This is a genomic window from Paenibacillus sp. BSR1-1, assembly GCF_030403775.1.
In the GTDB taxonomy this organism is placed as follows: domain Bacteria; phylum Bacillota; class Bacilli; order Bacillales; family Cytobacillaceae; genus Neobacillus.
The window spans coordinates 285,480-311,649 of record NZ_JAQMWQ010000002.1; the positions used below are offsets into that span (position 1 = coordinate 285,480).

The following is a 26,170-nucleotide window of genomic DNA, read 5'->3' on the forward strand; positions in this document are numbered from 1 at the left end:
AGTGGTTAAAATATGGTAACTATATATACGACACCTAGCTGTGGATCTTGCCGAAAAGCAAAAGCTTGGCTTGAAGAGCATCAGATTGAATATATTGAACGTAACATTTTATCTAATTCGCTTACTGTCGATGAGATTAAATCGATTCTCCGTTTAACAGAAGAGGGGACGAGCGAAATTGTTTCGACCAACTCAAAGGCTTTCCAGGAATTAAATGTAAATCTTGAATCTATGCCGCTTAATGAATTTTATCAATTAATCATTGAGAACCCAAAAATGTTGCGCCGGCCTATTATCCTAGATGAAAAACGATTACAAGTAGGGTATAACGAGGACGAAATCCGGAGCTTTCTGCCTCGTAAGCTTCGCACATTTTTGAATACGGAAATACAAAGACTCGCTAATTAATATGTTTTTTAAAAGGAGGAAGTAAGAAATGATTGAAGTATTTGTAACAGTTAATTTTAAAGATCGAAATTATCATACCAATGTAATTGTGGAAAAAGACACAAACTGGAAAAAAATTAAACGCTTGGCAGAAGAACAAGTTAAAAAACAATGGAATGTATGAGCGAGCTAAAAGCTTGACTAGTTAATCTGTAATGTTTAGTATTACAGTGCATTGATTAATATTCTATAAAGATGCAGACAATACATGTAAGTGTTTAAGGAGGAAGCCATGAATAGTGATTATACCCTTGCCATTCACAGTTTAACTTATCTTGCGCTTCAGCCGGACCGAATGTCAACAAGTGATGCTATTTCCGAAAGTGCCGGAGTGCATCCGGTTCGTATACGAAAAGTGTTAAGTTTGTTAAAAAAACATGGATTCATTAAATCGAAAGAGGGAACTGGCGGCGGATTTCTATTTGCGCTAGATCTTAGTGAAGTAAATCTTTGGGATATATATAAAATTACCTCAGAAGGTGCCCTGCAGCCTAAATGTCCTGAATCAAATGAACAATGCATTGTAGGGGCGAACATGCAAAGAGTGCTCTGCAGCATTTTCTTAGGTGCTGAAGAACATATGGGTGAATATTTAATGGGTTATACCATTAAAGAGGTTGTTGATCTGGTTAAAAAGCGGCTATAACCGAATAGTATGGCTGCAAAGTTTTTTATTGGAAATGTAATAAAAAAAATTACAGATAGATGAAGGTGATTAAGTATGTTTTTAAAACCGGGTGACTGGATCAAAGGAGAATCACTGGATGGTGAATTAATCATTGGGTACGTTGATTCACTATTACCAGATATTCCGGACGGGGCAGTAAAGGTGACTGTTGTAACAAGTGACAATAATAATAAGATAGGTAAAACCATTCCATTTTTAAGTAAACAGGTTAAAGCATTACCTGTTTCTAATGTGACTAATAAAACGCAAATTCAATTCCTAATTGACCTGGCATTAGCAACAGGGGATAAGAAATGGTTTATGGAGCTTTCTTCTGAATTAAACTCCATGAAACAGCATGTTATGGAGTAATACTTTTACGAAATTAATGGAGGAGAATTATGTCAGCCAAAAAAGTTTTAACAATACAAAGGCTGGGCTTTCCCTGGCAAACAGAGGATCCGTTCCTCGCAACGATGTATCATAAAGATGCTTATCCACCGGGAAATGAAAAGCAGGGACCAAGTACCTCCTTAGAAGGCAGGAACCTAGGTGAAGATTTTACGTTGCGTGATGGCTTTCGCATGTATCATGGAAAAACAGTACCAGGATTCCCTGCGCATCCACATTGTGGGTTTGAAACGGTAACAGTGGTTTTAGAAGGGTTTGTTGATCATTTTGATTCCATGGGAGCCTCGGGGCGCTATGGGAATGGCGATGTGCAATGGCTGACAACCGGGCGTGGCTGTCAGCATACGGAAATGTTCCCGCTCGTTCACCAGGATAAAGGGAACCCGCTTGAGCTCTTTCAAATTTGGCTGAACCTTCCAGCAAAAAATAAATCGGCAGATCCAGAATATAAGATGCTGTGGTCTGAAGAAATACCTGAAATTCAGTCAATTAGTCCAAATGGAAAGAAAACAACGGTGAAATTGATCGCAGGTAAATTGCAGGCGAAGACTAGTTTAGAGCCAACCAATGCCTCATGGGCCAAGGACTCAAACCACCATGTTGGCATTTATCTTATTCATATGGAACCAAACGCTTCTTTCACTCTGCCATCTGTTTCAGATACATTAAATAGAAATTTGTATTTTTATCAAGGTGATGAAATTCTTATAGATGGGAATGTTATTCCAGCTTCTCACCGTGTTAAACTGGCAGGGGACCAAGAAACCGAGATTACCAATGGAGCCAAAGAAGGGTATTTGCTGGTTCTTGAAGGTGAGCCAATAAAAGAACCGGTCGTGCAATATGGACCCTTTGTCATGACAACCGAACAGGAAATTCGGAATGCATTTAGCGAATTTCGCAGAACAGAGTTCGGGGGCTGGCCATGGGGCCGTCTTGATCCTGTCAATGAGCTTGAATCTGGAAGATTTTCACGCAATAAAGATGGGGAAATTGAAAAGAGATAAACTTCATTAGGATGAGTTGAAAGTTTTTTTAGTTGCGATGTGATGATATAATAATTAGTAAGCAGAAAGAGACCTCGTTGGGATAAGTGTAACTTTTTTCAACGAGGTTTTTATATTTGAATAGAAATTTTAATAGCTAGCCCCTATTCCTTAACCACGAGCCAAGGGGAAATTGCGGATTCGGCATTTGAGGCATTGTGGAGGACTAAAACCATGACATTCGGTTTGATAGGGCCATTTTGTAAAGAAAAGATATTTTCCATTGGATTAGTTAAGTATCCTGAATTGACAACGCTTTCATTTTCGCGTGCTTCTAATCGAAAGTCTAGATATTCACGACTATTAATCAGAACTCCAGATCTCCACGTATAACGTTTGAAACCTTGACCAAGATCCTCAGCAGAAGCATTTTGATAACTCAAATCGACACGTCTTTTAGACATAATTTCTGGAGCTTGTTTCGTACGATTCGTATAATGCAGCCATCCATTAACGGGTGAAAAGTGACTCATATGGATCATCTCCAAGTCTTTTAAAATATAAAGCTAGTCAATCAAGAATATTAATATCATATTACTGATAAACCTTTCATAGCACATTCTATATCGTTAAATATTGGTCAATATTCAAACATATAATGAATTTAAAGCGATATATTTTTTGCTCTGAAGGAGGAATTGGTGTGTTTATTGGTCACTATTCAGTCAGTTATGTTTTGAAAAGGAAGGACTATGGTATCCCTTTATGGCATTTATTTTTAGCTGCCCAATTGATGGACATTGTATGGAGTATATTCATTTTTCTTGGAATTGAAAAAGCTGATACAAAAACAGGTTTACCCGGAAGCCATATTCACCTTGACTATATGCCCTATTCACATAGTTTAATTGGTTCATTAGTTTTGTCTGTATTAATGGTAATCTTTTATCGTTTTTTACCGTCAAATCGAAACAAAGAGTTTTTAACAAGTAAATCCTTACTTATGGGAATCGCTGTCTTCTCACACTGGATTTTGGATTTAATTGTTCACAGCAAGGATCTCCCGATTATTGGCAATTCTTTTAAAGTAGGTTTCGGTTTATATTCTAGTGCACTTTGGAGTTTTACCTTAGAAGCGATTTTACTTGGGGCAGCAATACTAATCTACTATCAAACTACAAAGCAAAAGAAAAAATATCAAACGCTCACATTTTATTTGTTTCTTCTCCTTTTAAATGCAAGTACCGTATGGGGGCCTGTTGCACCAAATGAAAAATTTGCAGCCGGATTCCTTCTCGTTTGTTATTTATTATTTGCATATATTTCATCAAGATTTGAAAAAGCAGCCAAACCTGGAAAGGATGCAAAAAACGATTTGAGAAATTTTGGCCATTAACAGAACATTCTCTTTTCTATGATTCTATTTCGTACCATTCATAAACCTGGCCTACATAGAATAGGCTGACTTTGGGAGGGGACTTTGATTGGAAACTTTTAATTTTTTTAGAGCGCCACAAGCAATTATTTATGGTAGAAACGCGTTTAAAGAGATTGGTAACCAGGCAACACAATTTGGTAAAAAGGCTTTAATCGTCAGCGATGAGATCATCGATCAGCTTGGATTTGTGCGTATTAGCCAGGAAATGCTTTCGGAGAATGATGTTGAGAGTGTAGTTTATCTCGGTGTGAAGTCAGAACCGACGGACAAATTTGTAGAAGAATCATTGGAACTTTTTCGAGTGGAAAATTGTGATTTGGTTATTTCCCTTGGTGGGGGAAGCTGCATTGATACAGCAAAAGCCGTTGCGGTCCTGGCCACTAATTATGGTTATATTGGTGATTATATGAACGGAGGAAAGGCAGCGGACGTTACTCCAGTTCCCCATATTGCCATTCCCACGACAGCAGGGACCGGTTCGGAGGCGACTGATGTAACTGTTATCACAAATACTTCAAATAATGTCAAAATGATGATAAAACAGCCAGCCTTTATGCCGTCGGTTGCAATAGTAGATCCGATTTTAACAATGCCTTCGCCGCAGCATGTAACGGCTGCAACGGGTGTTGATGCACTTAGTCATGCCATCGAGGCCTATATTTCAAGGAAGTCCCATCCAATGACGGATGTATTGGCTTTATCCGCAATGAAATTAATTGTCCATAATCTTGTTGCTGCTTATGAGGATGGAGAAAATATTGATGCAAGGGAAGCCATGTCATTAGGGGCTCTTCAAGCAGGTATAGCTTTTTCTAATGCTTCTGTATGTTTGGTCCATGGTATGTCCAGACCGATTGGTGCGCTTTTTCATGTTCCACATGGCTTTTCAAATGCCATGCTTTTGCCTGCTGTATTAGAATTTTCCAAGGACTCATGTATTGAAAGATTAGCAGATTTGGGCAGGATTTTTGAACCTGATAAGAGCCTGACGGATGAAGTTGCTGCTAAGGTGGCTGTAGCCGCTGTTAAGCATCTTTGCAAGGTATTGAACATTCCTAACCTGAAAGAGTGGGGAATAGATAAACAGAAATTTGATAGTTTCATCAGTAAAATGGCATCCGATGCTATTACCAGCGGCAGTCCTGGGAACAATCCTAAAGTCCCTAGCAGGGAAGAAATAGAGGAACTTTATCAGGTTTGTTTTGATTATGATTTTGGATATGTGTCTGCCAAATGAGCAATATCAGAAGGTCCCCCAAAGGGAATCAGAATAGAAGCCGTGTCTGATTCCCTTTAGAAATCTTCGATATTCAGGCTTTTAATGTTAATTGATTTTTCCGGTATAGTTGCTCGACATAAGCTCTTGTTTTTTCAAATGCTTCCTCCGGGCCGGATGCCACTTCGGCCAAATAGGCTTCATCGGGCAGGTGGTCATCTACACCAGGGATCTTTATCCGATCCCCATAGCTATTAATGGCACCATACTCACGCATATGGTCGATACATTTAAAGAAAGGCTCCCAATACTCAGGATGGACAAAAATAGCCTTGGTTCGGTGTCTTCGAAGGTGATTGGTTTGTATTTTTGATAGAGTTTCATATACTTCCCAGGCAGTCCCAAAACCTCCAGGCCAAAACAGAATGACATGAGAGTAATTGATCAAAACTCCTTCTCTAATCGAAAAATTATTCATCCTTAGACGTTGATTGGAATGGACAGAATAGGTATCCTTTAAATTGAAAAAATTGTCGACACCAAACTGACAGTCAATCCCGATCACATGGGCATGCTGGCTTCGTGCCCCTTGTGCGCCTGCCCGCATGATACCTGGACCTCCCCCAGTACAAAGAGGAACATAACAGCCTCCAAGTGCTTTTTCTTGTTCATTAGCAGAATAATGTCCCCACAATTCTCCGAATTTTAGTGCTGAATCCCAATATTTTGCACTTTTCTCAACGATTCGATGTTGCCGTTCCATTTTAATCTTTGTTCTTTCCAATTTACCCTGAAGCAGTATCATATTGAAGGGGTCTTGGTCCTTTTCAATGGCGGTCTGCAATTTTTCTGCATGGCTGTTCAAGATATGTAACTTCTTCTCTGCAATTTCCTTGGAGGAAATGGATCCTGAACCCATCAGTGAAATGACACCATATTTCGCTTCATAACTAAAAAGAAGCTCAGCAGCGTAGATATCCGCAACGCTTTCGTCCGTTCCAAGAGCTCTGTCATTAGGGACGAAACTGACTTTTGTTCCTATGACTTGAAAAGAAGCGATGCAGGTGTCGTTGGAATAATCCTCCCAGCAAAGAATAAACCCATCCTCATCGACGTTATAGGAATCTACATTTCCATTATCATTGATATTACTGATGGACAAACTGTAATTATTCGTTTTTGACGGTTTTCTAGGATCAAACGTAATCGCTTCCTCAAACGTGATCTTGGCAATATTTTTTTCCGTTTTTTCAATCCACCAACCCGTACCAGATCCCGTCCATTCATTTGTTGCAGGATCATAAAAGACCGTACCATACAATTCAATTTGCATCATCGGCATAACCTACCTTTCGATTCATGGGTCCAGCGAACCGTCCCCATGAACTTCTGGCCTTATTTTTAACAAAAAGTCATTGATTCAACCAATCATACGTTTTTGTGCAAACTAATTAGTGATTTCCATTATTGTTTTTGCTTCAGTTTTGATAAAATTTTCTTAATGATTTTATATATAGAAAGAATTGCTTTAATGGCATAGGTGATACATATGGAAACAGAAATTGATTATAAAAAAATATTTGATGCTTATCCTGTAAAAGTTGAACTTCTTCCTGATAACATGAATCAGAGAAATTGTCCCATTCTCAATAAGGTGATTCAAACAGGTATGGATATGTTCGTGAAAAACAAATTGGAGCATACATGCGAGAGTTGTTCCATTAAAGAATATTTCCAAACCGATACCTTTATGATAAAGGCAATTTTTCAGGAGAGAAAGGTAGTAGGGGTTCTGGTGGCTGCAGCTTTAGAGGGGTATGAATCTTGGCTGATTGAAAACGAAAACCAACTAGACGTCCGGCTGGATTTTTGCAGGGAATGGATTTGTAACACATTAGAGATTAACCAATTGCGGCATACGAACCACTCTATATTGGAAGAAGTAAATGGGATTTTTTCGTTTATCGAAGAACCAGTGTTAATCGTTGGCCTTGATGGAACGATACATAATGTAAGTAATCGTGTCTGTTTAGAATTTAATAAAGTAAGATCGGTCTTAATCGGTGAGAATATTTCAGATATCCTCTCACAAGACGATTGGAAAAAAATGAAAACAAGTAAGAAGCAGCAGGAATGGAAAATTTCGTGCTTGCTGCCAAGCGGTAAGTTAAAAGCATTTACTGCAATGGTGAAACCTTTGCTTGCTGATGGAATCTTTGTTTCTTACCTTATCCGATTAACTCCGGTAAAAGATTTGAAAAAGAAGATTTCAGAACAACGTGTCCTTTATAGCTTTCATGATATCAAAGGTACCAGTGTTCCTATTCAAAATGTCGTCGACATTGCCATTAGGATTGCTCCAAGTGATACAACGGTCATCGTAAGGGGAGAGAGCGGGACAGGAAAAGAAGTGTTTGCCCAGGCTATACACCAAGCAAGCTACAGAAAGGATGGTCCGTTTATCCCTTTAAATTGTGCAGCTATTCCTGAATCCTTACTAGAAAGCGAGCTATTTGGGCATGTCAAAGGAGCTTTTACCGGGGCAACCTCCGATAAAGCAGGAAGATTTGAACTAGCAGATGGTGGTACGATTTTCTTGGACGAAATTGGCGATCTTCCATTTCCCTTACAGGCAAAATTACTTCGTGTGGTCCAAGAACGAAAAATCGAAAGAGTGGGTGATACAAAGAGTACACCTGTGAATGTGCGCATCATTACAGCCACACATCGAAATCTTGAGGACCTTGTGGCAAGGGGGGATTTCCGCGAGGATTTGTATTACCGGTTAAATGTTATTCCCATCATGATTCCGCCTATTAGAGAGCGGAGAGAAGATATTCCCATCCTCATCGATTTTTATTTAAATAAATTTTCTAAAGAGCAATTCCGCTCGCCAAAAAGAATATCTCCCGAAGTGTTCGAACGATTGCTGGCCTACTCCTGGCCAGGCAATGTTCGAGAATTGCAGAACGTGGTTTATCATTTCGTTCAATTGGAAATCGGCGAATTGGTGACAGTTGAAAGCCTGCCTGATTATTTGCGGACGACGGCTAAAATAGGTGCGGTGAATGAAGATGAAAATCCTCTGCCTCGCAGAACGGATCGGAAATTGGACGAGAAAGAAAAGATTATCGAATTATTAGATCAGTATGGCCGAGGAACCGCCGCTAAAAAGAAGGTGGCAATCCATTTGAATATAAGTTTGCCAACGTTATATCGGAAGATTAATAAATACAAAATCAAATAAAGTTCAATAAAAAGTGAGAAAATTTGAGAAAAGATTAAAAAACATGAGAAAAAGAGCTTTTTTGAAGGTAATTTCAAATTATCATTATCAAATTTTTCTCATAATTCTCAAAATTAAATCAGTAACATCCTTTTATCCTCTGGCTTCAGAGGTTTTATTATTTTGGCACGATCCTTGCATTAGTAATAGGAAAGGGGAGCATTCTATGACATGGCAAATTAAAAAGCAGGATATTCCACTATTAGCAATAGGTGCAAAATTAATTGGCTGTGGAGGTGGTGGTAATCTCCTTACCATTCAGAACTTACTTTTATCGATGATGAAAGAGGATGACACGATAACAGTTAAGACCCTAGCAGATCTCGAAGATGAATGGGTGGTAGGAACGGGTATGATGGGATCAACGGTTTTTTACAATGAACGCATCCCTTCCGGAGAAGAGGAGAGTCAGGCTTTACAGCTGTATGAGAATAGTGTCCAGCAAAAGGCGGAAGCCGTCATTTCCGTTGAAATAGGTGGAGTGAATGGATTAGCCCCCATCCTGACAGCCTTTCTAAACCATTTACCGGTAGTCGATGGGGATTACATGGGCAGGGCCTTTCCTGAAATTTCGATGACAACCTTTCATCTCAATCAAAATTCTATTTCACCACTTGTCCTTCTAGCCGAAGAGACAAGAACAATCATTCAAAGGGTTGAAGATATTCAGCTCGTTTCAGAAACGGCAAAGGATTTTATGATGAAAAACGGTGGAAATGTTCATTTTGCAGGTTTTGGGGCAAAAGCGAGTAAAGTAAAAGCTTCCATGATTCCTGGTTCCCTTTATTTGATTTTTCGCCTAGGAAAAGCGTTAACAAAAGAATTAAGGGTAAGTGAAAAAATGGAAGAAATGATGGCTGTTTTCGACAACTCCCTTTATGGAAAACCCATTCCCATTATCTCAGGTGTCGTATCGGAAGTGAGCAGGTGGTTCGAATCTGAGAGCTTGATTGGGAAATTCGCCGTGGATGGCCAATCTTCTTTTTCCAATAAAAAAGTGGAGATCGAATTTAGAAATGAATTCATTTCCATTAAGGAAAAAAATTATATCTGCACCACGCCTGATTTAATTCTTGTCTTAGATGCTGAAAAACTAAGTCCCTATAATGTTTCCGAAATCCAACGTGGTTTGTCCGTCATCATACTGGCTGTTCCTGCCCCCAACATTCTTCGGACTAAGGAAATGCTGGAATATGTAGGGCCCCGAAATTTTAATTTAGCTGTTTCTTATCAACCATTGCAGGGAGAACACCATGATGAAGCTTGGAATTGACGTAGGTGGAACGAATACAGATGTCGTCATCGTCGGCAACGAAGGGAAACTGCTTTCCTGGAAAAAGCAACTTACCTCAAATGATATTATTTCAGGAATAGAAGCAGCAACGAAGGCCGTAATCAAGGACGCACGGATCGTTCCAGAACAAATCGAAGGCATCTTTATCGGGACGACCCATGTACAAAATGCCCTTTATCATCCTGTACAACTATCGAAAACCGCGGTCATTCGCATCATGAAAAGCCCTTCACACGTGAAACCAGCTTTATTTTGGCCCGAACATCTGAAACGGTATATTGGGAAGGTTTATCATCTTAAGCATTTTTATGACGATTCAAAACAAACTCTTGTCCCGCAGGAATTGGATAACCTTTATCGAGATTTAATAAAGGAAAACATTGAAGCAATTTGTATTGCAGCAGTAAATTCGCCATTAAATCCGATAGAAGAGTTTTACTTAAGGGATCAACTAAAAAATGTTTTCCCAGAGATGCCAATAACGATGTCCCACGAATTAGGAAGCTTTGGCTTCATTGAAAGAGAAAATGCTGCCCTTTTAAATGCCATATTATCAAAGGTTATTCGTCAAGCCATGATGGAATTAACCGATTTATTTCGAAAGCTGAACCTTAACTGCCCATGCTGGCTTACACAAAATGATGGTTCATTGATTGAGCTGCATGAAGCCATCGATTACCCAATTTTCACGATTGGTTCCGGGGCAACGAATAGTTTCAGAGGGGCAAGCATTTTAAGTGGTTTACGAGAATGTATTGTCGTAGATTTTGGAGGGAGTACGATTGAAATCGGGAAAATTCGCAATGGGCAACCGGAATCGACTGAGAGCTCATCCTCTTTTTTAAACATTGATGTCAATTTGCGAGTACCCAAGATGTATTCATTGCCTATTGGAGGCGGAAGCTTGATTTCGATAGACAACGGAGTTGTTCAAATAAAAGAAACAATTGCCAATGACCTCGAGCATCAAGGTATTTCTTGGGGAGGAGATTCGTGGACTATAACGGACTCATTCTTAAAAGTGAATCCAGAGATGTTTGCAGACGAAAAGATGACATTAGATAGATTGGAAAAGTTATCATATGAAGATTGTCAAATGGTCATTAAAAAAGTAACCCAGGAAATTAAGGAAAAGATTGCTCGTCTAGAGGTGAACAGCGATGGACTACCCGTTGTTTTAGTTGGCGGAGGAAGCAAATTACTAGTTAACCGTTTATTCGGTAAATACAAAAGAGTATACCATCCTCTTTGCAACCATATTAGTAATGCCATCGGTGCCTGTTATGCCCCTCTGAGTGCCCAGTACGATAAGGTGTTTTGGTTAATGAATCAGACGAAAGAAGAGATTATTGAGCAAGAAAAAGGGAAGCTTTTTCAACAGCTTCTTCGTAAAGGAGCAAAAGAAGAGAGCATAAAGGTGGATTCAATTGAAGAATTTCCTTTTGATTATTTTAAGGGGGAAGTATTGAGAATTCGAATGAAGGCGATTGGAGATTTGCAACTTATACCTGCAGGCGATGGTTCGTCTATAAAAATTTAAATTGGGGTTGATCCAAATGGAAAAGAAAATTAGCTTAGGTGATGACTACTCGTTATCAAGGGTACCACAAACAGCACGTCATTCGTTGTGGAGCATTACGATTGTAAGGGTCGGGGCTCTCGCTACCATTTCCCAGTTTATTTTGGGTGCGGCATTAGGTTATGGAATGACTTTTTGGCAGGCGTTTTGGGCTACGATGTTCGGCAGCGTCATATTACAGGTCATTAGTTTTCTATTAGGGTATGCAGGTGCACGAGAGGGTCTTTCAACGAGTCTATTGTCACGCTGGACCGGATTTGGCCGCTATGGATCAAGTATTATCGGGGCGATTATTGCGATTGCCTGTATCGGCTGGTTTGGTGTACAAAACTCCGTGTTTGCCAATGGATTGGTTCAATCTTCAAATGGGAAATTAACTCTTCCTGTTGCCGCAACACTTACCGGATTAGGTGTAACAATCCTTGTTATTTTTGGATTTAAATTGTTGAGTGCAACGGCAACCATTGCCGTACCTGCCTTTTTATTAGCAGTCGGTGTTGGAATCTATGAAGTTCTTAGTAAACATTCGGTTTTCGATTTAACACATAGCCAGCCTGCAGGGGAGCCTTTATCACTTGGTATGGCAGCGACAATGGTAGCTGGAGGCTTTATCATCGGTGCAGTCATTACGCCTGACTTTAGCCGTTTTGCGAAAAATGGTAAGGATGTATTTTGGATGACGATGATTGGAACCTTTGTCGGTGAACTTGGGATTAACATAATTGCGGTGCTAATGGCACTTGCAGCAAAGACAAATGACGTTGTCAGCATTATGATGCAAACATCCGGCTGGCTTGGAGCTATCGTCGTTGTATTTTCTACCATTAAAATTAATAATTTGAACTTATATTCTTCATCCTTAGGTTTTACGAACATTTTTGATTCCGTCTTTAATCTGAAATTAAATCGCGGGCTGGTCACCCTTGTCATTGGGGTAATCGGAACCATTCTTTCCGTCATGGGAATCCTCGATAAATTCGTTGACTTCTTGATTCTATTAGGGGTATTTATTCCGCCAGTTGCCGGGATTATGGTCATTGATTATTTTGTTTTAAAAACGCACCGCAAAGAATTGGATGAGAGCAGGCTCACTGGAACATTGCCAGAAAAGGTGGAAAAAATGAGCCCAATTACCTTGATTGCCTGGGGTTCAGGTTTTGCCGCTGGTTATTTTGTCAAAGCAGGTATTCCATCGATCAATTCTCTTGTAGTAAGTGCAGTCGTATATTACGTTGGAATGCTAATCGTAAAGTCAGTTTTTAACAAAAATGCTTCAAAAGGGCAAGCTGCATAATAAATTATCTGAATATTGGAGGTTTTTAGAATATGAGAAAAATCGGAAAACAACAAATTGAAGATATAGCGGTGGGAGCTGCACTTCTCGGAACAGGCGGCGGTGGTGACCCGTACATTGGAAAACTGATGGCCCTGCAGGCGATAGAAGAATATGGAGAAGTAACTCTTTTGGATCCAGATGAAGTACCTGAGGACGCATTAGTTGTTCCATCCTCAATGATGGGTGCACCAACCGTTATGCTCGAAAAAGCACCTAGCGGAGAGGAAGCCATCGAGGCCTTTAAAAATCTTGAAGAATATTTAGGGAAAAAGATATATGCAACCTTCCCAATCGAAGCGGGCGGTGTGAACTCCATGCTTCCTTTTGCTACCGCGGCAAGATTAGGTCTTCCTGTTATCGATGCAGATGGAATGGGACGTGCCTTTCCTGAACTGCAAATGGTGACCTTTTATTTGGATGGCATATCTGCCACTCCTGGGATGTTGGCGGATGAAAAAGGAAACACTCTGCTTCTATCAACGATCAATAATGTTTGGACGGAGCGGATTGCCCGTGCTGCAACCATTCAAATGGGCGGTTCTGTTATGTGTGCAATTTATCCGATGACAGCGAAGGAATTGAAACAAAGCGGGATTCATGGAATCCTAAAGCTCGAAGAGGAGATTGGAAAAGCAATCCGCCTTGCTAAAGTCAACAATGTAAATCCTATTGAACAAGTCTTGAAAACAGTCGGTGGCTTTGAACTGTTCAGTGGTAAAGTGAGTGATATTAACCGGAAAACCGAAACAGGGTTTGCCAGAGGCGAGGCGAAAATTGAGGGATTAAATGAGTATAAAGGTGAAACGTGCACCTTAAGCTTCCAAAATGAACATTTAATCGCACAGACAGAACAGCGGTTACTTTGCGTCACGCCTGACCTTATTGCTGTTCTCGATGCAGAAACCGGACTTCCGATTACAACAGAAGGTATTCGTTATGGAGCCAGATGTGTTGTTATAGGTATTCCATGTCACCCGAAATGGAGAACGGCGAAGGGAATTGACACGGTAGGTCCAAAATACTTTGGCTACAATGTGGATTATGTACCAGTAGAAGAGCTTGTGAAAAAAGGAGTGGCTTTATAATGAGTATCTATCGAATTGGAATCGATGTAGGCGGAACCCATACGGACGCCGTACTTTTAGATCAAAATAATCAGGTAGTTTCTGAAACGAAAGCAGCAACGACAGAAGATGTCGCGACTGGTATTTACAATGCCATGAAAAAGATCATTGACGATGCCAATGTTCCGCGTGATCAGATAAAATATGCCATGCTTGGAACGACTCATTGTACCAATGCTATCGTGGAACGGAAACGCTTGAATAACATTGCTTCGATCCGGATTGGGGCACCTGCGACATTAGCCGTTAAGCCGCTGATTGGCGTGCTGGACGATCTCCGCGCAGCACTTGGCAAGCATGTTTATCTGATCCGTGGGGGACACGAATTTGACGGCCGGGAAATCGTGGACTTAGAAGAAGAACGTTTATATGAAATTGCTTATGAAATCAAAGGGAAAGTAGATTCTGTAGCGATTACATCTGTGTTCTCCCCAGTAACGCAATCCCACGAACAACGCGCTGGTGAGATTTTGAAAGAAGTTCTTGGAGAAGATGTGGCGATTTCGTTATCATCTGAAATTGGGTCAGTTGGATTGTTGGAAAGAGAAAATGCGACGATTTTGAATGCGGCGGTTGTCAATGTGGCAAAAACCGCAGCAGATGGCTTCATCAATGCGTTAAAAGCGGAAGGTATTGATGCGAGAGTATTCTTCGGACAAAACGACGGTACATTGATGTCAGTCGAGTACGCGGTTAAATATCCGATTTTCACCGTAGCCTGCGGTCCGACAAACTCCTTGCGCGGCGCCTCTTATTTAAGCGATCTTAGTGATGCGATTGTGGTGGATGTTGGTGGTACGACATCAGATGTTGGTGTGTTAGTCCAATCGTTCCCAAGGGAATCGTCACTAGCGGTTGAAATCGGCGGAGCCCGGACCAATTTCCGGATGCCGGACCTTGTTTCCATCGGCCTAGGCGGCGGTACCATTGTTCGCATCCAAGAAAACGGTGAATTCACCGTTGGACCAGATAGCGTAGGCTACCGTCTGCCTGAGAAGGGGTTAATTTTTGGAGGAGATACGTTAACCACAACGGACGTTGCGGTTGCACTCGGCAAGGTAGAATTGGGAGATCCAGCAAAGGTTGCTCATTTGGATAAATCACTATTAGAGAAAGTCTATCAAAAAATGGTAGAGTTGGTCGAGGAAGCGATTGATAAGATGAAAACAAGTGCGGCTCCAGTACCGGTGATTCTCGTTGGCGGAGGCAGCATATTACTTCCGGAAACTTTAAAGGGTGCATCTGAGGTAATCAGGCCGCAGCATTCCGGGGTTGCCAATGCCATTGGGTCAGCGATTTCCCAAGTAAGCGGCCAAGTCGAAAAGGTCTACACCCTCGATACCATTGGCCGGGAAAAAGCGCTGGAAGATGCCAAGTCCATCGCAAGAAGCGAGGCCATCAATGCAGGAGCTGATCCTGAATCGCTAGTTATAGTAGATATTGAAGATGTTCCGCTTGCCTACATGCCAGGAAATGCCACACGTATCCGTGTGAAAGCAGCAGGTGAATTAGCGCAATTCCAAGCACAGCAATTAGTGTAGGCTGTTATATCACAACTGAACGCGTAATTAAAGGCCAGTGGGAAACTTCCTGCTGGCCGTAAATTAAAATAAAGGAGTGCATTTGGATGAAAATCAAAGTTATTATGCCAATTACTTCAGATATTTTCAATGAGGAAATTAAAAAGGAATTTACATATTATTCTTCTGAATCTACGGAAATCGGCGTTGTCAACCTAGATTATGGCCCTGAATCTGTAGAAAGTGAATATGATGAAGCGCTTTGTATTCCTAATTTCTTAGAAAAAGCAATTGAGGCAGAAAACGAGGGGTACGACGGGGTCATTAGTGATTGTTTTGGAGATCCCGGTGTGAAGCCTGCAAGAGAAGTTTTGAATATTCCAGTTGTTGGCCCATGTGAATCCTCCATGTTATTTGCAAGTGCTTTGGGAAAATCTTTTTCGGTTGTAACCGTATTACCAAACGTTGTCCCGATGATTGAAAACATTAGTAAAACTGTGGGGGTAAATGGAAATCTCGCTTCTGTCAGATACGTAAACATTCCCGTTTTAGAGGTTCATGAAAAGGAAAAGTTGAAAAATGCATTGTATGAAGAAATGATTAAGGCAATTGAACTTGATAACGCTCATGTGCTTGTGTTAGGCTGCACCGGCTTCATGGGGGTAGCAGAGGAGCTTCAAGAGAGCCTTAGGCATAACGGCTATGATGTTCCCGTGATCGATCCTGCATTTGCAGCAACAAGAATGATAGAAAGCTTAATTACGATGGGAGTAAAACAAAGTCGCTTGACCTATATGACTCCACCTTCAAAAAAGAGAGTAAAAAGTGTTTAATAAGATTTTTTTCACGGGCACTGTGCTAGGTTCACAGTGCCCGTGATGTTTTTGAAAAGAGGGTGATGGGCACTGTGGCGGGTTGAGAGTGCCCGTGATGATGTAAAAAGGAGGATGACGGGCATTGTGGCGGGTTCAGAGTGCCCATGAAGGTTTCAAAAAGAGTGTGCCGGTCACTGTGGTGGGTTGAGAGTGCCCATGAAGGTTTCAAAAAGAGTGTGCCGGTCACTGTGGTGGGTTGAGAGTGCCCGTGAAGATTTCAAAAAGAGTGTGCCGGTCACTGTGGTGGGTTGAGAGTGCCCGTGAAGGTTTCAAAAAGAGTGTGCCGGTCACTGTGGCGGGTTCAGAGCTCCCGTGAAGGGGTCAAGAAGAGGGGGAAGGGCATTGTGGGAAGTTGAGGGATACTATTATCCTTAGAAATATAAGAATACTAAATTCTGAATAATGATGAAATGGCATAAATTCTTTAGTATAGGGAAGGGGTGAAAAGATGTCTGTTCATGTTGTTGGTACCAGAGAAAATCTGTGGTCAATTTCCAAGCAGTATAATGTTTCTATTCATTCAATTGTTAGTGTTAATGGATTAACATCAACATCTCTAGTTCCTGGTCTTGCTCTTTATATTCCAGACAATGCGCTGCCAATCCGTGCTTATCGTATAAAGACGGGTGATTACCCATGGAAATTGGCCCAGGCATTTAACTCTAATCTTACCTTGATGAGTGCTGCTAATCCGGGAATAGATCTCAATCACCTTCGAGTCGGCCAGATCATCAAAATACCCGCAAACATATTTTTGGAAATTACTACTCTAGGGTTTTTGGTACCTTCAGCAGAGCCGGCAACCCTTTCGATATTAGATTCATTATCCAGTCAGTTAACCTATTTAGCGATTGTGAATTATACTTTTACAGATGAGGGTTTTGCTTTTATGGAAACTGACGATTCTGCCATTATTGCTAAATGCAATCAAGTAAGCATTACACCATTATTAATGATTCGAAACTTTACGGCCAAGGGGTTTAGTGCGGAGCTGGCAGGAAAGGTACTTGGAAATTCAACCTATCGACAGAATTTAGTCACAAGCATCGTCAATCTCACAACAACTAGAGGGTTTGGCGGTGTAAGCCTTGACCTGGAATTCATCCCACCGGCAAATCGTAAAGATTTTAATTTGTTTTTAATAGAATTAAAGAAACAACTGGGCGGATTAATTTTACAAGTAAACGTTCATGCCAAAACAGCGGATTTACCGACCAATCGGATTGTCGGAGCTTATGATTATGCAGCCATTGGCAATGCGGTTGATCTTATGGCGGTTATGACGCTCGATTATGGTTATCCTGGCGGCCCGCCCGACCCAATCTCTCCAATTGGATGGGTTGAACAAGTGATAAACTACGCTCTAACTAAAATAAACCCAGGGAAAATGCTAATCGCCATGGCATTATATGGGTATGATAAAGTGGTCACTACAAAGGAAACGAAGGGATTATCAGTGCTTGCTGCACAAAATCAGGCGATACTAAATGGAACATCTATTCAATTTGATGATCCGGCTAAATCACCATGGTATCGTTATTGGAGCGGCACGAACGAACATATAGTTTGGTTTGAAGACATACGCAGCTATATTGAAAAGTATAACCTTATGGATATTTACCATTTAGCTGGCACAACTTACTGGCAAATCAGTCTGCCGGCACCTCAGAATTGGGCCTATGTAAGGAATAATATAAGAGTGGTAAAGAATAGAAATAACCAGTGACTGGAAAACAAAAATCATGCAAAAGAAAATGCGAGGGATCAATTGACTCTCGCATTTTTCTTTTGTACTTGTTTATGGTTTTAACAAGATTGATAATATTCGGCCTTGTAAGGAAGCATTTGTTTTAGAATTTACTAAGTGGTTGACCTGTTGGCAAAAATTAGCAAGTAGTTCTTCGCCAATTTCTTTATGCGTGATTTCCCTTCCGCGAAAACGGACGCTTACCTTTACATAATACCCTTTTGTTAAGAAGGAAATCGCGCTTTTTACCTTTGTTTGAAAGTCATTTTCACCTATTGTGATGGACATCCGAATTTCTTTAGTTTCGATTGTTTGCTGATTCTGTTTGCTCTGCTTTTCTTTTTTCTGTAGCTCAAATTTGTATTTACCGCCATCTAAAATCTTACAAACTGGCGGGTCGGACGCACTGATTTGGATAAGATCCAATCCCAATTCACTCGCCATGTTAAGCGCTTGAACGGTAGGTAAAACTTGTTGACCGCTTTCTGATACGAGTCTCACTTCTTTTGATTGAATCGCATCATTCATAATAATTTTTTTAATAAAACAATCCCTCCATTTAGGAAAAATACGATTATTACATATTATGTTAAATCCACGGGGAAGTGCTAAGGGGACGGTTCTCGTGGTTTAAATTAGACTAATTTAGACCACAAGAACCGTCCCCCTGGCTCTCGACTTTATTCTTTTTTTAATCTTCCTGCTTTTTTGGCTGCCTCTTTTAAGATGACTTCGATTTGGGCGTTTACACTCCTGATTTCATCTTCCGCCCATTTCTCAAGCACTTCATATAATTTTGGGTCAATCCGGAGCGGAAATGATTTTCTTTTACTCATTTAGTACACAACCTTAATAAATGCTTCCTGTATTGATGATGGGCTGCGTTCCTTTCTCGGAAACGATTGCTACCATTAAGTTATTCACCATCTGAGCTTTTTTCTCCTCATCCAACTCCACAATTTCCTGCTCCGCTAGCTGGTCAATTGCAGCCTTTACAAGACCTACGGCACCATCGACAATGACTTTTCGTGCTGATAAAACAGCTTGTGCCTGCTGTCTTTGAAGCATGGCAGAGGCGATTTCCGAAGAATACGCAAGATGCATGATCCGTGCCTCGATCACATCGACACCCGCAACCTCTAGTCTTTTTTGTAAATCCGATACGAGTACATCTGCGACTTCATCACTATTTTGGCGAAGGGTCAGCGTGTTCTCTGTAGTTCCGAACGAATCATAGGCATAGGTGCTGGCAATATGACGTATACCGGTTTCGCTTTGGATTTGAATGAAATTTTTATAGTTTTCCACATCAAAAAGGGCTTTTGCGGCATCTCTCACTTTATAGACCACTACAGCAGCAATTTCAATTGGATTTCCTTCTAAATCATTGACCTTAAGCTTCTCACTGTTAAAATTGGTAACCCGTAAAGAAACACTTCGTTTGAAGGTGAAGGGAATGGTTGCCCATAACCCTTGGTCTCTAATGACACCCAGATAGGTTCCAAAGAACGTTAATACCTTGGCTTCGTTTGGCTGAACAACGGTTAAACTTGTCGCAATAATGAGACCTATAAGAACAACAAATACTCCACCTGCTTTTCCAGGAATATCTGTTCCAGTTACCAGTAAATAAACTCCGAAAATAATACACAATAACGCCAGGATTAGTGCGGCAAAACCATTCATTTTAAAAACGGATTTTTCTCTCATACGTTTCCCTCCCTGAGTAAAGTGATATGAAAGTGATATCACATTTATATCATATTGCATTTGTTAAAAAAAGTAAATTAATATTTATTGAATTGGCTTTGTTAAAGACTATTGTTGATTTTTAACACTGTTGATTGGAGCGGAAGGCGCGAAGACACGGGGCAGGGGAGACCCCGGAGGCGCCAAAGCGCCGAGGAGGCTCCCCGGCACGCCCGCGAACCGCTCGCGCCTGGAGCGCAAATCAACAACCAAGTTTAACAGAGCCATTCAATAATACGAAAATCAATAATGAAGAAGGGCCGCTATCCTAAATTAGGAAAAGCGGCCCTTCATTTTTAGTGGGTTACCGTTTGTTAAATAATGTTTAGAAATTTCAAGATTACATACTGAATAAGTGCGAAAATCGCCAAAAAGGAAAAATTATAAATACTAAATTTGATTAAATATTGCTTAGCCTCACTTGGATTTGACTGAATAAACAGTTTGTAAGAGATGACGCTGGCGAGAGAAGCAATCAGTGTTCCCAGCCCTCCGATATTGACTCCCAGTAACAAAGGTTTCCAGTCCGTTGTGAAGTTCGAAAGCAGGATGGAGGCAGGTACATTACTGATTATTTGGCTGAAAAATATGGAACTGAAATAGACAGAAGCAGGATTCTTTAAGCTTGTTCCAGCAAAGGTTTGTACAGCCTCTGAATGAGATATATTTCCTATAAATATAAAAAAACAAATAAAGGTTACTAACAGCAAATAATCAATTTTAAGTAATACTTTTGCATTTAATAAAAATGAAATCATCAAAGTGATTATGAATGCGATTTGATTAGGGATGATTCCAAAAATAGAGGCAATAATGACGCCAAGAACCAGTCCCCAAACCAATGCTTTTTTCCAATCCGCTATTGTAACGGGAGTAAGGTCTACTTTTAGTTCACTCCCCCGAAGCCTATGAATGAAAAAATAGAGAGAACTGACCCCGAGAATAGCCATGAATAGGACGGTGGAGAAAAAGGGCATAGGCGTAATGCCAAAATAGGAATAGATAAACAAATTTTGCGGGTTTCCCATTGGTGTCAGGCTGCTGCCGATATTGGCAGCGACAGTCTGGAGGATCACCGTCTCCATCATAGGCATATTTGTTTTTCTGCTGATAACAAGGGTCAATGGCACAAAAGTCAATAACGCTACATCATTTGTAACGATCATCGAACTAAAAAAACAAAGCAAAATCAGGATTGCTGAAACGGATTTACTATTCTTGCTTTTATTTAAAAAACTAATCGCCAATTTGTCTAATATCTTTAATTCTTCTAACGCCTTAATCACCAGCATTAAGTTGAAAAGACAAACCAAAACATGGAAATTAATATACTCCAGTTTTGGAGCTTGAATGAAACAGCTTGCAGCTGCAAGTATAATAGAAATAGAAAAGACGAGGTCTTTTTTTAAAAAGCGAAACGATAGAGATAATTTATATTTTTGTTTAATAACAACAGATTCTTTTATGGTAAATCACCGCCGGAAAATTTCACAACGTTTTGATTCTACCATGAACGTAGCGGAATGGATAGAAAAATTTCGGTGCCACAGAAACGGTTCCCATGGCTTAAATCTGATTAGTTAAAACCAAGAGAAACGTCTCCCCAGGCATCATTTTAATTTAATCACACAATCCCCAAGAATTTGGTTATCCCATTTTAATGACAAATGGTCTCTGTCCATAATTTGGCCGACTCCTTCTGGTGTCCCCGTAAAGATGATGTCACCTTCGTTCAAGCCAAAATGATCGGAGGTGAAATCAACGATTGTCTGCAAATCAAAAATCATATTTTTAATATTACCTTGTTGTGCTGTTTCTCCATTTTTAATCATCGTAAAGTCCTTATCCATTAATTCGTTAATTCCAGGAAATTTAATAAATTTACTTACCACACCGGAATTTGGAAACCCTTTGGCAAGCAGCCATGGATAGCCTTTTTTCTTTAATTCAGCTTGAACATCCCGTAAGGTAAAATCGATGCCAATTCCCATTAAGTCGATCACTTCATCTGCCTTCATGCCTTTCTCGTGTTTTCTTCCAATATAGATTACAAGCTCTGTTTCAAAATGGATAGATCCGCGATTTCCTGGCAGATAAATCTCCTGGCCGTTGGCTTCCACAAAGGCATGAGTAGGCTTTGAAAATAGAAATGGGGAAGTCGGAACCGCATTATTTAATTCTTTTGCATGGGCCGCGTAATTTCGGCCAACACAATAAATGTTTCTAATATGCCTCATAATTAATCCCTCTTTCAAATATTGTATGGATAATACTGCATAAACAATGAAAGTGTATCTTTACTTAAAAAAATGCGCAAGTCCATGTGCGCTCTTATTTTTTTAACTATGACAACATTGTAGGCTTTTTTTCATACTATATTTTTGGGGTGATAAAATGCCAAGAGCTAGTTACCGGACTTCGGACGTTGCCTTAATGGCAAGGATGATGAGAGCAGAGGCCGAAGGTGAAGGAAAACAGGGAATGTTATATGTTGGAAATGTCATTGTTAATCGTCTTGTAGCAAATTGTTTAGATTTTAAAGGGTTAAGAACAGTTAACCAAGTTATTTTTCAAGTCCAAGGAGGAAATTTTTCCTTTGAAGCTGTTCAAAAAGGGAATGTATTTTATCAAAGAGCCAGAACTTCTGAAAAAAGATTAGCACAACAGAATTTGGACTACTGGAGAGATCACCCAGCGAAATTTGCATTATGGTATTTCAATCCACATGCTCCATGTCCTGCAACATGGTACGATCAACCAAAATCTGGTCAATTTAAAGAACATTGTTTTTATGAACCAAAACCTGGAACATGTGATAGTGTTTATAGTGGCTAAAGCTGCTCTAATAAATAAAAAAGCAGGAAGGAAAACTCCTTCCTGCTTTTCGCACTGCAATTAATTATGGCTGTCTGAAAAGTCATTGTTGAGTTTAACAATTCTTATATTTTACGGGTGTGCTATTTTTGGTACACCCTATTTGTTTATAATAGGTTATGGTTATTACCCAAGTTTACACAATTTACCTTCAAAATTTTACTCGTGCAAAATGAATGTTTGAAAGCGAGGAATTTTTTATGAAAAGAACGCAAGAATTTTTTAGAGGATGTCTTATCGGCGGAGCGATCGGTGACGCTTTGGGCTGGCCGGTTGAATTTAATAAGCATGACCAAATTGTTCAACAATATGGTCCCAATGGGATTCAAGATTTGCAACTAGTATCGTCTGGGAAAGCCCAAATCACGGATGACACGCAAATGACACTTTTCACTGCTGAAGGAATCTTAAGAGCAGAAACTAGAGGCATTCGGAAAGGAATCTGTCATCCACCATCAGTTGTATTCTTTGCTTATCAAAGGTGGCTGTTGACACAAGGATATCCAAGAATTGATGATTACGAATGGATTTATGATGGCTGGCTGCTTGGTGTTAAAGAACTCCATGCAAGGAGAGCACCAGGTAATTCATGTTTATCCGCTCTATTAAACAGAAAGCATGGGACGATTGAAGAACCCATTAATAATAGTAAAGGCTGTGGAGGAGTCATGCGAGTTGTTCCAATTGGACTTTTTTGTCTGAAAGAAAGAGCTTTCGATATGGCAGCTGATTGTGCCGCCTTAACTCATGGACATCCATCAGGTTATTTATCAGCAGGCGCCCTTGCATCCATAGTCGCTTCCATTATTGAAGGAGCAGATATCCTTACTGCCGTCAAACAAAGCATTATGGAACTGAAAACCAAAGAACACCATGAGGAATGCACAAGGATTTTAGAGAAGGCACTGGACTTAGTAGTAAAAAGTGACCTTTCTGATTATGAGGCTATCTCTCAACTTGGAGAAGGCTGGGTGGGGGAAGAAGCATTAGCGGTTTCTGTATATTGTGCTTTGAAATACAATAGTGATTTTAAGAAAGCAATTGTAGCTGCCGTTAACCACAATGGGGACAGTGATAGTACCGGTGCCATCACAGGGAATATTCTTGGAGCCTATTTGGGACTTAATAAAATCCCAGCAGACTGGGTAGAGAAGGTTGAATTGAATGATATCATCATCCAAGTTGCGGATGATTTACTTACAGGGCATCAAGAAACAGATGAATGGTGGAATCGCTATCCTGGTTATTAAAACCCATGATTAAATCTTGATGAGAAAGTCTTATTCGAACCGTATTTCACATATATTCATATTAACTTAGAGCTCTAAGGAAAAAACAATAGCTGGCCAGCTTAACGTGTCTAACTGCATGAGGAACCGATAAGCCATGTCTTACCCTGCAAAAATGACCCTATTCTTTACAAAATCACGTTTTCACACTTGTGAGGAGGGAAATTTTTATGTTGAAAAAGGGGATTGCTGAATTGATTGGCACATGTGTACTGGTTTTGTTCGGAACTGGAACAGCTGTTTTAGGCGGCGGAGTGGATGGAATCGGCATTTTTGGTATTGGCCTCGCCTTCGGATTGTCCTTAGTTGCAATGGCGTACAGTATTGGTACCATATCTGGCTGCCACTTAAACCCGGCTGTTTCTATCGCTATGTTTGTCAATAAGCGAATAAATGCAAAGGAACTAGCAGGGTATATCGTGGCACAAGTCATTGGTGCATTATTAGGGACTGCACTATTACAAACCTTTTTAAATTTATCGAACAAGACTACTTCGAATCTAGGTCAAAATAGCTTTGCCAATCTTGAATCATCAGGAGCCTTTTTAGTGGAAGCTGTTTTAACTTTTGTCTTCATTTTAGTAATTATGGTCGTAACAGGTAAAAAAGGAAATGCATCTTTCGCGGGGCTTGTCATTGGCTTAACGTTATTATTAGTTCACCTATTAGGCATTCCATTGACCGGATCGTCCGTAAACCCTGCACGAAGCCTTGCACCAGCAGTATTTGCTGGGAGCGATGCCGTTTCTCAATTATGGGTATATATCATCGCCCCAATTGTCGGCGGTGTAATCGCAGCTTGGGTAGGAAAATATATATTTGACACGGAAAAATAATATGGAAATTTCTAAACGTAAGAGTGTACCATTTTAGGTACACTCTTTTTTGTCATTCTATTTTTCATTCCACCACGAAAGATAAAGTTCCGGTTTATAAATTCAATTTAGGGGTGTTTCGTTAAATAAAGATAAGGTATATTTCAATTCCATGTAAGACAATCTATGAAAAAACAATGAGGTGTCTTGTGTGAATTCCAATCATGAAACCAAATTGACTTCTGCAGAGATTGCTGCCCTCTGGACACAATATTTAAACGAAACAGCAGGGCTTTGCTTTCATAAACACATGATTGAACACCTAGAGGACAAGGAAATCATAGATGTTTTTGAATATGCGATTTCACTCGGTACCGAACATTTGAAGATAATAAAAGAATTCTTTTTAAATGAAGGTTTTCCAATTCCAATCGGATTTACGAATCATGACATGATACCAAACACACCACGCCTTTTTTCAGATGTATTGTGTCTGCATTTTTTAAATATCATGTCTATACATAGCTGTCATGGGTACAGCGGAGCGCTCACCACAAGTGCTCGACATGACGTTCGTGAATATTTTACGAGTTGTAATGCTTCTGCCATTGAATTATGTAATCGGACAAAGAATATTTTGATGGAAAAAGGCTTGTACTATCGCCCCCCAGTGGTTTTTCCACCTGAAAAACCCGATTTTGTCAAAGACGATAATTTTATAGCAGGTTGGTTTGGGGAAAAAAGGCCGTTAAGTTGTATTGAGATTACTGATATTTACTTTAATTTGAAGAAGAGCATCATGGCGAAAGCAGTCACAGTTGCCTTTTGCCAAGTCGCTCAATCTAAGAAGGTTCGAGCCTTTTTTTTGGATGCCGTGAAAACAAAAGACAGCCACATCCAAATGTTTCATGACCTATTGAATAAGGAAAATCTGCCCGCACCCCCCACTTTAGAAGCGGAAGTGACAAAATCCACCACTTCTCCGTTTTCAGAAAAGCTAATGATGTATCAGGTCGGATTTTTATTCTCAACCGCCATGGTGTATTACGGAACGGGATGGGCGTCCTCACCCAGAAGGGACTTGACTCCACATTACATGATGGCCATTTCTGGTGATGTGAAAATTGGGAATGATTGGATGGATATGGTGATTGAGAACGGTTGGCTGGAACAACCTCCTTTAGCCGAAGACAGAAGGGAATTAGCGTTGAAGAAAAAATGAGGTGGTTATAAAAAGCAGGTTAGAGAAATTCTCAGGAGGGGATATCATGAGCAAAACAGAGGAATTAAAACAGGAATTGCAGGTTTTGACCGGTCGTCGTGAAAGGATGCAGAAGAACCTATATGAAGTGGAAAAACGCATTAATGAGATTGTTAATGAATTGAAAAAACAATAATTACAAAAAGAAGGATACTGAGTTCAGTACCTTCTTTTTAAATGACTCATAAATATTCTTTTTGAAATGATTTTCTCCTTCGGCTTGGCAGAATAGTGGAAAAAAGTGCTAAAATAAAAA

Annotated in this window: 27 protein-coding genes; 20 read left to right on the top strand and 7 right to left on the bottom strand. The window is 40.2% G+C overall.

Going from position 1 to position 26,170, the window contains the following annotated elements; translation table 11 throughout:
* Window positions 1–12: 12 nt before the first annotated feature.
* The 5 genes from spxA to PH210_RS04695 all read left to right on the top strand — a co-directional run bounded on the left by spxA (window position 13) and on the right by PH210_RS04695 (window position 2,532).
* Window positions 13–408, top strand: coding sequence for a transcriptional regulator SpxA (gene spxA, locus PH210_RS04675; RefSeq protein ID WP_289983440.1), 396 nt, complete (start codon window positions 13–15; stop codon window positions 406–408).
* A 28-nt stretch (window positions 409–436) separates the two neighbouring features.
* Window positions 437–571, top strand: a complete 135-nt coding sequence (locus PH210_RS04680) for a BA3454 family stress response protein (protein WP_289983441.1) — start codon at window positions 437–439, stop codon at window positions 569–571.
* 108 nt (window positions 572–679) lie between these two features.
* Entirely contained in the window at window positions 680–1,093 is a 414-nt protein-coding gene (locus PH210_RS04685) for an RrF2 family transcriptional regulator (protein ID WP_289983442.1), read from the top strand.
* Between the two features lie 75 nt (window positions 1,094–1,168).
* A complete protein-coding gene (locus PH210_RS04690; RefSeq protein WP_289983443.1) occupies window positions 1,169–1,486 on the top strand; it encodes an IDEAL domain-containing protein in 318 nt (105 codons plus the stop codon).
* 29 nt (window positions 1,487–1,515) lie between these two features.
* Window positions 1,516–2,532 (top strand): pirin family protein, encoded by a 1,017-nt coding sequence (locus PH210_RS04695; RefSeq protein ID WP_289983445.1) that lies wholly within the window; start codon window positions 1,516–1,518, stop codon window positions 2,530–2,532.
* 143 nt (window positions 2,533–2,675) lie between these two features.
* On the opposite strand, the gene PH210_RS04700 is transcribed toward PH210_RS04695, so the two are convergent.
* Window positions 2,676–3,044, bottom strand: a complete 369-nt coding sequence (locus tag PH210_RS04700) for a hypothetical protein (RefSeq protein ID WP_289983446.1) — start codon at window positions 3,042–3,044, stop codon at window positions 2,676–2,678.
* Between the two features lie 170 nt (window positions 3,045–3,214).
* Here PH210_RS04700 and PH210_RS04705 point away from each other — a divergent pair, with 170 nt between their 5' ends.
* A complete protein-coding gene (locus PH210_RS04705; protein WP_289983447.1) occupies window positions 3,215–3,907 on the top strand; it encodes a hypothetical protein in 693 nt (230 codons plus the stop codon).
* 88 nt (window positions 3,908–3,995) lie between these two features.
* Window positions 3,996–5,186: an iron-containing alcohol dehydrogenase gene (locus PH210_RS04710; RefSeq protein ID WP_289983448.1), complete on the top strand. Its 1,191-nt coding sequence runs from the start codon at window positions 3,996–3,998 to the stop codon at window positions 5,184–5,186.
* A 73-nt stretch (window positions 5,187–5,259) separates the two neighbouring features.
* Here the strand turns inward: PH210_RS04710 and PH210_RS04715 are convergent, their stop codons facing one another.
* A complete protein-coding gene (locus PH210_RS04715) occupies window positions 5,260–6,501 on the bottom strand; it encodes an LOG family protein (protein WP_289983449.1) in 1,242 nt (413 codons plus the stop codon).
* A gap of 213 nt (window positions 6,502–6,714) precedes the next feature.
* Here PH210_RS04715 and PH210_RS04720 point away from each other — a divergent pair, with 213 nt between their 5' ends.
* The 8 genes from PH210_RS04720 to PH210_RS04755 all read left to right on the top strand — a co-directional run bounded on the left by PH210_RS04720 (window position 6,715) and on the right by PH210_RS04755 (window position 17,905).
* Entirely contained in the window at window positions 6,715–8,412 is a 1,698-nt protein-coding gene (locus PH210_RS04720) for a sigma-54 interaction domain-containing protein (protein ID WP_289983450.1), read from the top strand.
* Window positions 8,413–8,617: 205 nt separating this feature from the next.
* The gene (locus tag PH210_RS04725) at window positions 8,618–9,724 is read left to right on the top strand and encodes a DUF917 domain-containing protein (protein ID WP_289983451.1); all 1,107 of its coding nucleotides are present in this window, start codon (window positions 8,618–8,620) and stop codon (window positions 9,722–9,724) included.
* Window positions 9,705–11,285 (top strand): hydantoinase/oxoprolinase family protein, encoded by a 1,581-nt coding sequence (locus tag PH210_RS04730; RefSeq protein WP_289983452.1) that lies wholly within the window; start codon window positions 9,705–9,707, stop codon window positions 11,283–11,285. Before PH210_RS04725 ends, PH210_RS04730 begins: the two co-directional genes overlap by 20 nt.
* A 16-nt stretch (window positions 11,286–11,301) precedes the next feature.
* Complete coding sequence (locus PH210_RS04735; RefSeq protein WP_289983453.1) at window positions 11,302–12,618, top strand: purine-cytosine permease family protein; 1,317 nt, start codon at window positions 11,302–11,304, stop codon at window positions 12,616–12,618.
* A 32-nt stretch (window positions 12,619–12,650) separates the two neighbouring features.
* Entirely contained in the window at window positions 12,651–13,745 is a 1,095-nt protein-coding gene (locus tag PH210_RS04740) for an S-methyl thiohydantoin desulfurase family protein (protein WP_289983454.1), read from the top strand.
* The gene (locus tag PH210_RS04745) at window positions 13,745–15,325 is read left to right on the top strand and encodes an ROK family protein (protein WP_289983455.1); all 1,581 of its coding nucleotides are present in this window, start codon (window positions 13,745–13,747) and stop codon (window positions 15,323–15,325) included. Before PH210_RS04740 ends, PH210_RS04745 begins: the two co-directional genes overlap by 1 nt.
* Before the next feature lie 86 nt (window positions 15,326–15,411).
* Window positions 15,412–16,137, top strand: coding sequence for an aspartate/glutamate racemase family protein (locus PH210_RS04750; protein ID WP_289983456.1), 726 nt, complete (start codon window positions 15,412–15,414; stop codon window positions 16,135–16,137).
* A 490-nt stretch (window positions 16,138–16,627) separates the two neighbouring features.
* Window positions 16,628–17,905: a glycosyl hydrolase family 18 protein gene (locus tag PH210_RS04755; RefSeq protein ID WP_289983457.1), complete on the top strand. Its 1,278-nt coding sequence runs from the start codon at window positions 16,628–16,630 to the stop codon at window positions 17,903–17,905.
* A gap of 72 nt (window positions 17,906–17,977) precedes the next feature.
* Here the strand turns inward: PH210_RS04755 and infC are convergent, their stop codons facing one another.
* From infC to PH210_RS04780, 5 genes are all read right to left on the bottom strand, one after another.
* Window positions 17,978–18,454 (bottom strand): translation initiation factor IF-3, encoded by a 477-nt coding sequence (gene infC, locus PH210_RS04760; RefSeq protein WP_289983458.1) that lies wholly within the window; start codon window positions 18,452–18,454, stop codon window positions 17,978–17,980.
* A 152-nt stretch (window positions 18,455–18,606) separates the two neighbouring features.
* Window positions 18,607–18,762, bottom strand: coding sequence for a type II toxin-antitoxin system antitoxin (locus PH210_RS04765; RefSeq protein ID WP_098573206.1), 156 nt, complete (start codon window positions 18,760–18,762; stop codon window positions 18,607–18,609).
* A 13-nt stretch (window positions 18,763–18,775) separates the two neighbouring features.
* Complete coding sequence (locus tag PH210_RS04770) at window positions 18,776–19,636, bottom strand: SPFH domain-containing protein (RefSeq protein WP_289983459.1); 861 nt, start codon at window positions 19,634–19,636, stop codon at window positions 18,776–18,778.
* Window positions 19,637–19,989: 353 nt separating this feature from the next.
* On the bottom strand, window positions 19,990–21,141 hold the full coding sequence (locus PH210_RS04775) for an SLC13 family permease (RefSeq protein ID WP_289983775.1): 1,152 nt from the start codon (window positions 21,139–21,141) through the stop codon (window positions 19,990–19,992).
* Window positions 21,142–21,285: 144 nt separating this feature from the next.
* Window positions 21,286–21,912, bottom strand: a complete 627-nt coding sequence (locus tag PH210_RS04780) for a fumarylacetoacetate hydrolase family protein (RefSeq protein ID WP_289983461.1) — start codon at window positions 21,910–21,912, stop codon at window positions 21,286–21,288.
* 157 nt (window positions 21,913–22,069) lie between these two features.
* Between PH210_RS04780 and PH210_RS04785 the strand changes: the two genes are divergently transcribed.
* The 5 genes from PH210_RS04785 (at window position 22,070) to PH210_RS04805 (ending at window position 26,050) form a co-directional block, all read left to right on the top strand.
* Window positions 22,070–22,510, top strand: a complete 441-nt coding sequence (locus PH210_RS04785) for a cell wall hydrolase (RefSeq protein ID WP_289983463.1) — start codon at window positions 22,070–22,072, stop codon at window positions 22,508–22,510.
* Window positions 22,511–22,749: 239 nt separating this feature from the next.
* Window positions 22,750–23,799: an ADP-ribosylglycohydrolase family protein gene (locus tag PH210_RS04790; protein WP_289983466.1), complete on the top strand. Its 1,050-nt coding sequence runs from the start codon at window positions 22,750–22,752 to the stop codon at window positions 23,797–23,799.
* 209 nt (window positions 23,800–24,008) lie between these two features.
* Window positions 24,009–24,674, top strand: a complete 666-nt coding sequence (locus tag PH210_RS04795; protein WP_289983467.1) for an aquaporin — start codon at window positions 24,009–24,011, stop codon at window positions 24,672–24,674.
* A gap of 190 nt (window positions 24,675–24,864) precedes the next feature.
* Window positions 24,865–25,875, top strand: a complete 1,011-nt coding sequence (locus tag PH210_RS04800; protein WP_289983468.1) for a DUF3231 family protein — start codon at window positions 24,865–24,867, stop codon at window positions 25,873–25,875.
* Between the two features lie 46 nt (window positions 25,876–25,921).
* On the top strand, window positions 25,922–26,050 hold the full coding sequence (locus PH210_RS04805; RefSeq protein ID WP_263297639.1) for a hypothetical protein: 129 nt from the start codon (window positions 25,922–25,924) through the stop codon (window positions 26,048–26,050).
* Window positions 26,051–26,170: the final 120 nt, after the last annotated feature.

Excerpts from the sequence above, each read along its gene's own strand:
- PH210_RS04780 (WP_289983461.1), bottom strand. The coding sequence starts at position 21,912 with ATGAGGCATATTAGAAACATTTATTGTGTTGGCCGAAATTACGCGGCC.
- PH210_RS04735 (WP_289983453.1), top strand. The coding sequence starts at position 11,302 with ATGGAAAAGAAAATTAGCTTAGGTGATGACTACTCGTTATCAAGGGTA.
- spxA (WP_289983440.1), top strand. The coding sequence starts at position 13 with ATGGTAACTATATATACGACACCTAGCTGTGGATCTTGCCGAAAAGCA.
- PH210_RS04795 (WP_289983467.1), top strand. The coding sequence starts at position 24,009 with ATGTTGAAAAAGGGGATTGCTGAATTGATTGGCACATGTGTACTGGTT.
- PH210_RS04685 (WP_289983442.1), top strand. The coding sequence starts at position 680 with ATGAATAGTGATTATACCCTTGCCATTCACAGTTTAACTTATCTTGCG.
- PH210_RS04805 (WP_263297639.1), top strand. The coding sequence starts at position 25,922 with ATGAGCAAAACAGAGGAATTAAAACAGGAATTGCAGGTTTTGACCGGT.
- PH210_RS04700 (WP_289983446.1), bottom strand. The coding sequence starts at position 3,044 with ATGAGTCACTTTTCACCCGTTAATGGATGGCTGCATTATACGAATCGT.
- PH210_RS04725 (WP_289983451.1), top strand. The coding sequence starts at position 8,618 with ATGACATGGCAAATTAAAAAGCAGGATATTCCACTATTAGCAATAGGT.
- PH210_RS04750 (WP_289983456.1), top strand. The coding sequence starts at position 15,412 with ATGAAAATCAAAGTTATTATGCCAATTACTTCAGATATTTTCAATGAG.
- PH210_RS04785 (WP_289983463.1), top strand. The coding sequence starts at position 22,070 with ATGCCAAGAGCTAGTTACCGGACTTCGGACGTTGCCTTAATGGCAAGG.
- PH210_RS04740 (WP_289983454.1), top strand. The coding sequence starts at position 12,651 with ATGAGAAAAATCGGAAAACAACAAATTGAAGATATAGCGGTGGGAGCT.
- infC (WP_289983458.1), bottom strand. The coding sequence starts at position 18,454 with ATGAATGATGCGATTCAATCAAAAGAAGTGAGACTCGTATCAGAAAGC.
- PH210_RS04690 (WP_289983443.1), top strand. The coding sequence starts at position 1,169 with ATGTTTTTAAAACCGGGTGACTGGATCAAAGGAGAATCACTGGATGGT.
- PH210_RS04695 (WP_289983445.1), top strand. The coding sequence starts at position 1,516 with ATGTCAGCCAAAAAAGTTTTAACAATACAAAGGCTGGGCTTTCCCTGG.
- PH210_RS04730 (WP_289983452.1), top strand. The coding sequence starts at position 9,705 with ATGATGAAGCTTGGAATTGACGTAGGTGGAACGAATACAGATGTCGTC.
- PH210_RS04790 (WP_289983466.1), top strand. The coding sequence starts at position 22,750 with ATGAAAAGAACGCAAGAATTTTTTAGAGGATGTCTTATCGGCGGAGCG.
- PH210_RS04720 (WP_289983450.1), top strand. The coding sequence starts at position 6,715 with ATGGAAACAGAAATTGATTATAAAAAAATATTTGATGCTTATCCTGTA.
- PH210_RS04745 (WP_289983455.1), top strand. The coding sequence starts at position 13,745 with ATGAGTATCTATCGAATTGGAATCGATGTAGGCGGAACCCATACGGAC.
- PH210_RS04765 (WP_098573206.1), bottom strand. The coding sequence starts at position 18,762 with ATGAGTAAAAGAAAATCATTTCCGCTCCGGATTGACCCAAAATTATAT.
- PH210_RS04770 (WP_289983459.1), bottom strand. The coding sequence starts at position 19,636 with ATGAGAGAAAAATCCGTTTTTAAAATGAATGGTTTTGCCGCACTAATC.
- PH210_RS04715 (WP_289983449.1), bottom strand. The coding sequence starts at position 6,501 with ATGATGCAAATTGAATTGTATGGTACGGTCTTTTATGATCCTGCAACA.
- PH210_RS04755 (WP_289983457.1), top strand. The coding sequence starts at position 16,628 with ATGTCTGTTCATGTTGTTGGTACCAGAGAAAATCTGTGGTCAATTTCC.
- PH210_RS04680 (WP_289983441.1), top strand. The coding sequence starts at position 437 with ATGATTGAAGTATTTGTAACAGTTAATTTTAAAGATCGAAATTATCAT.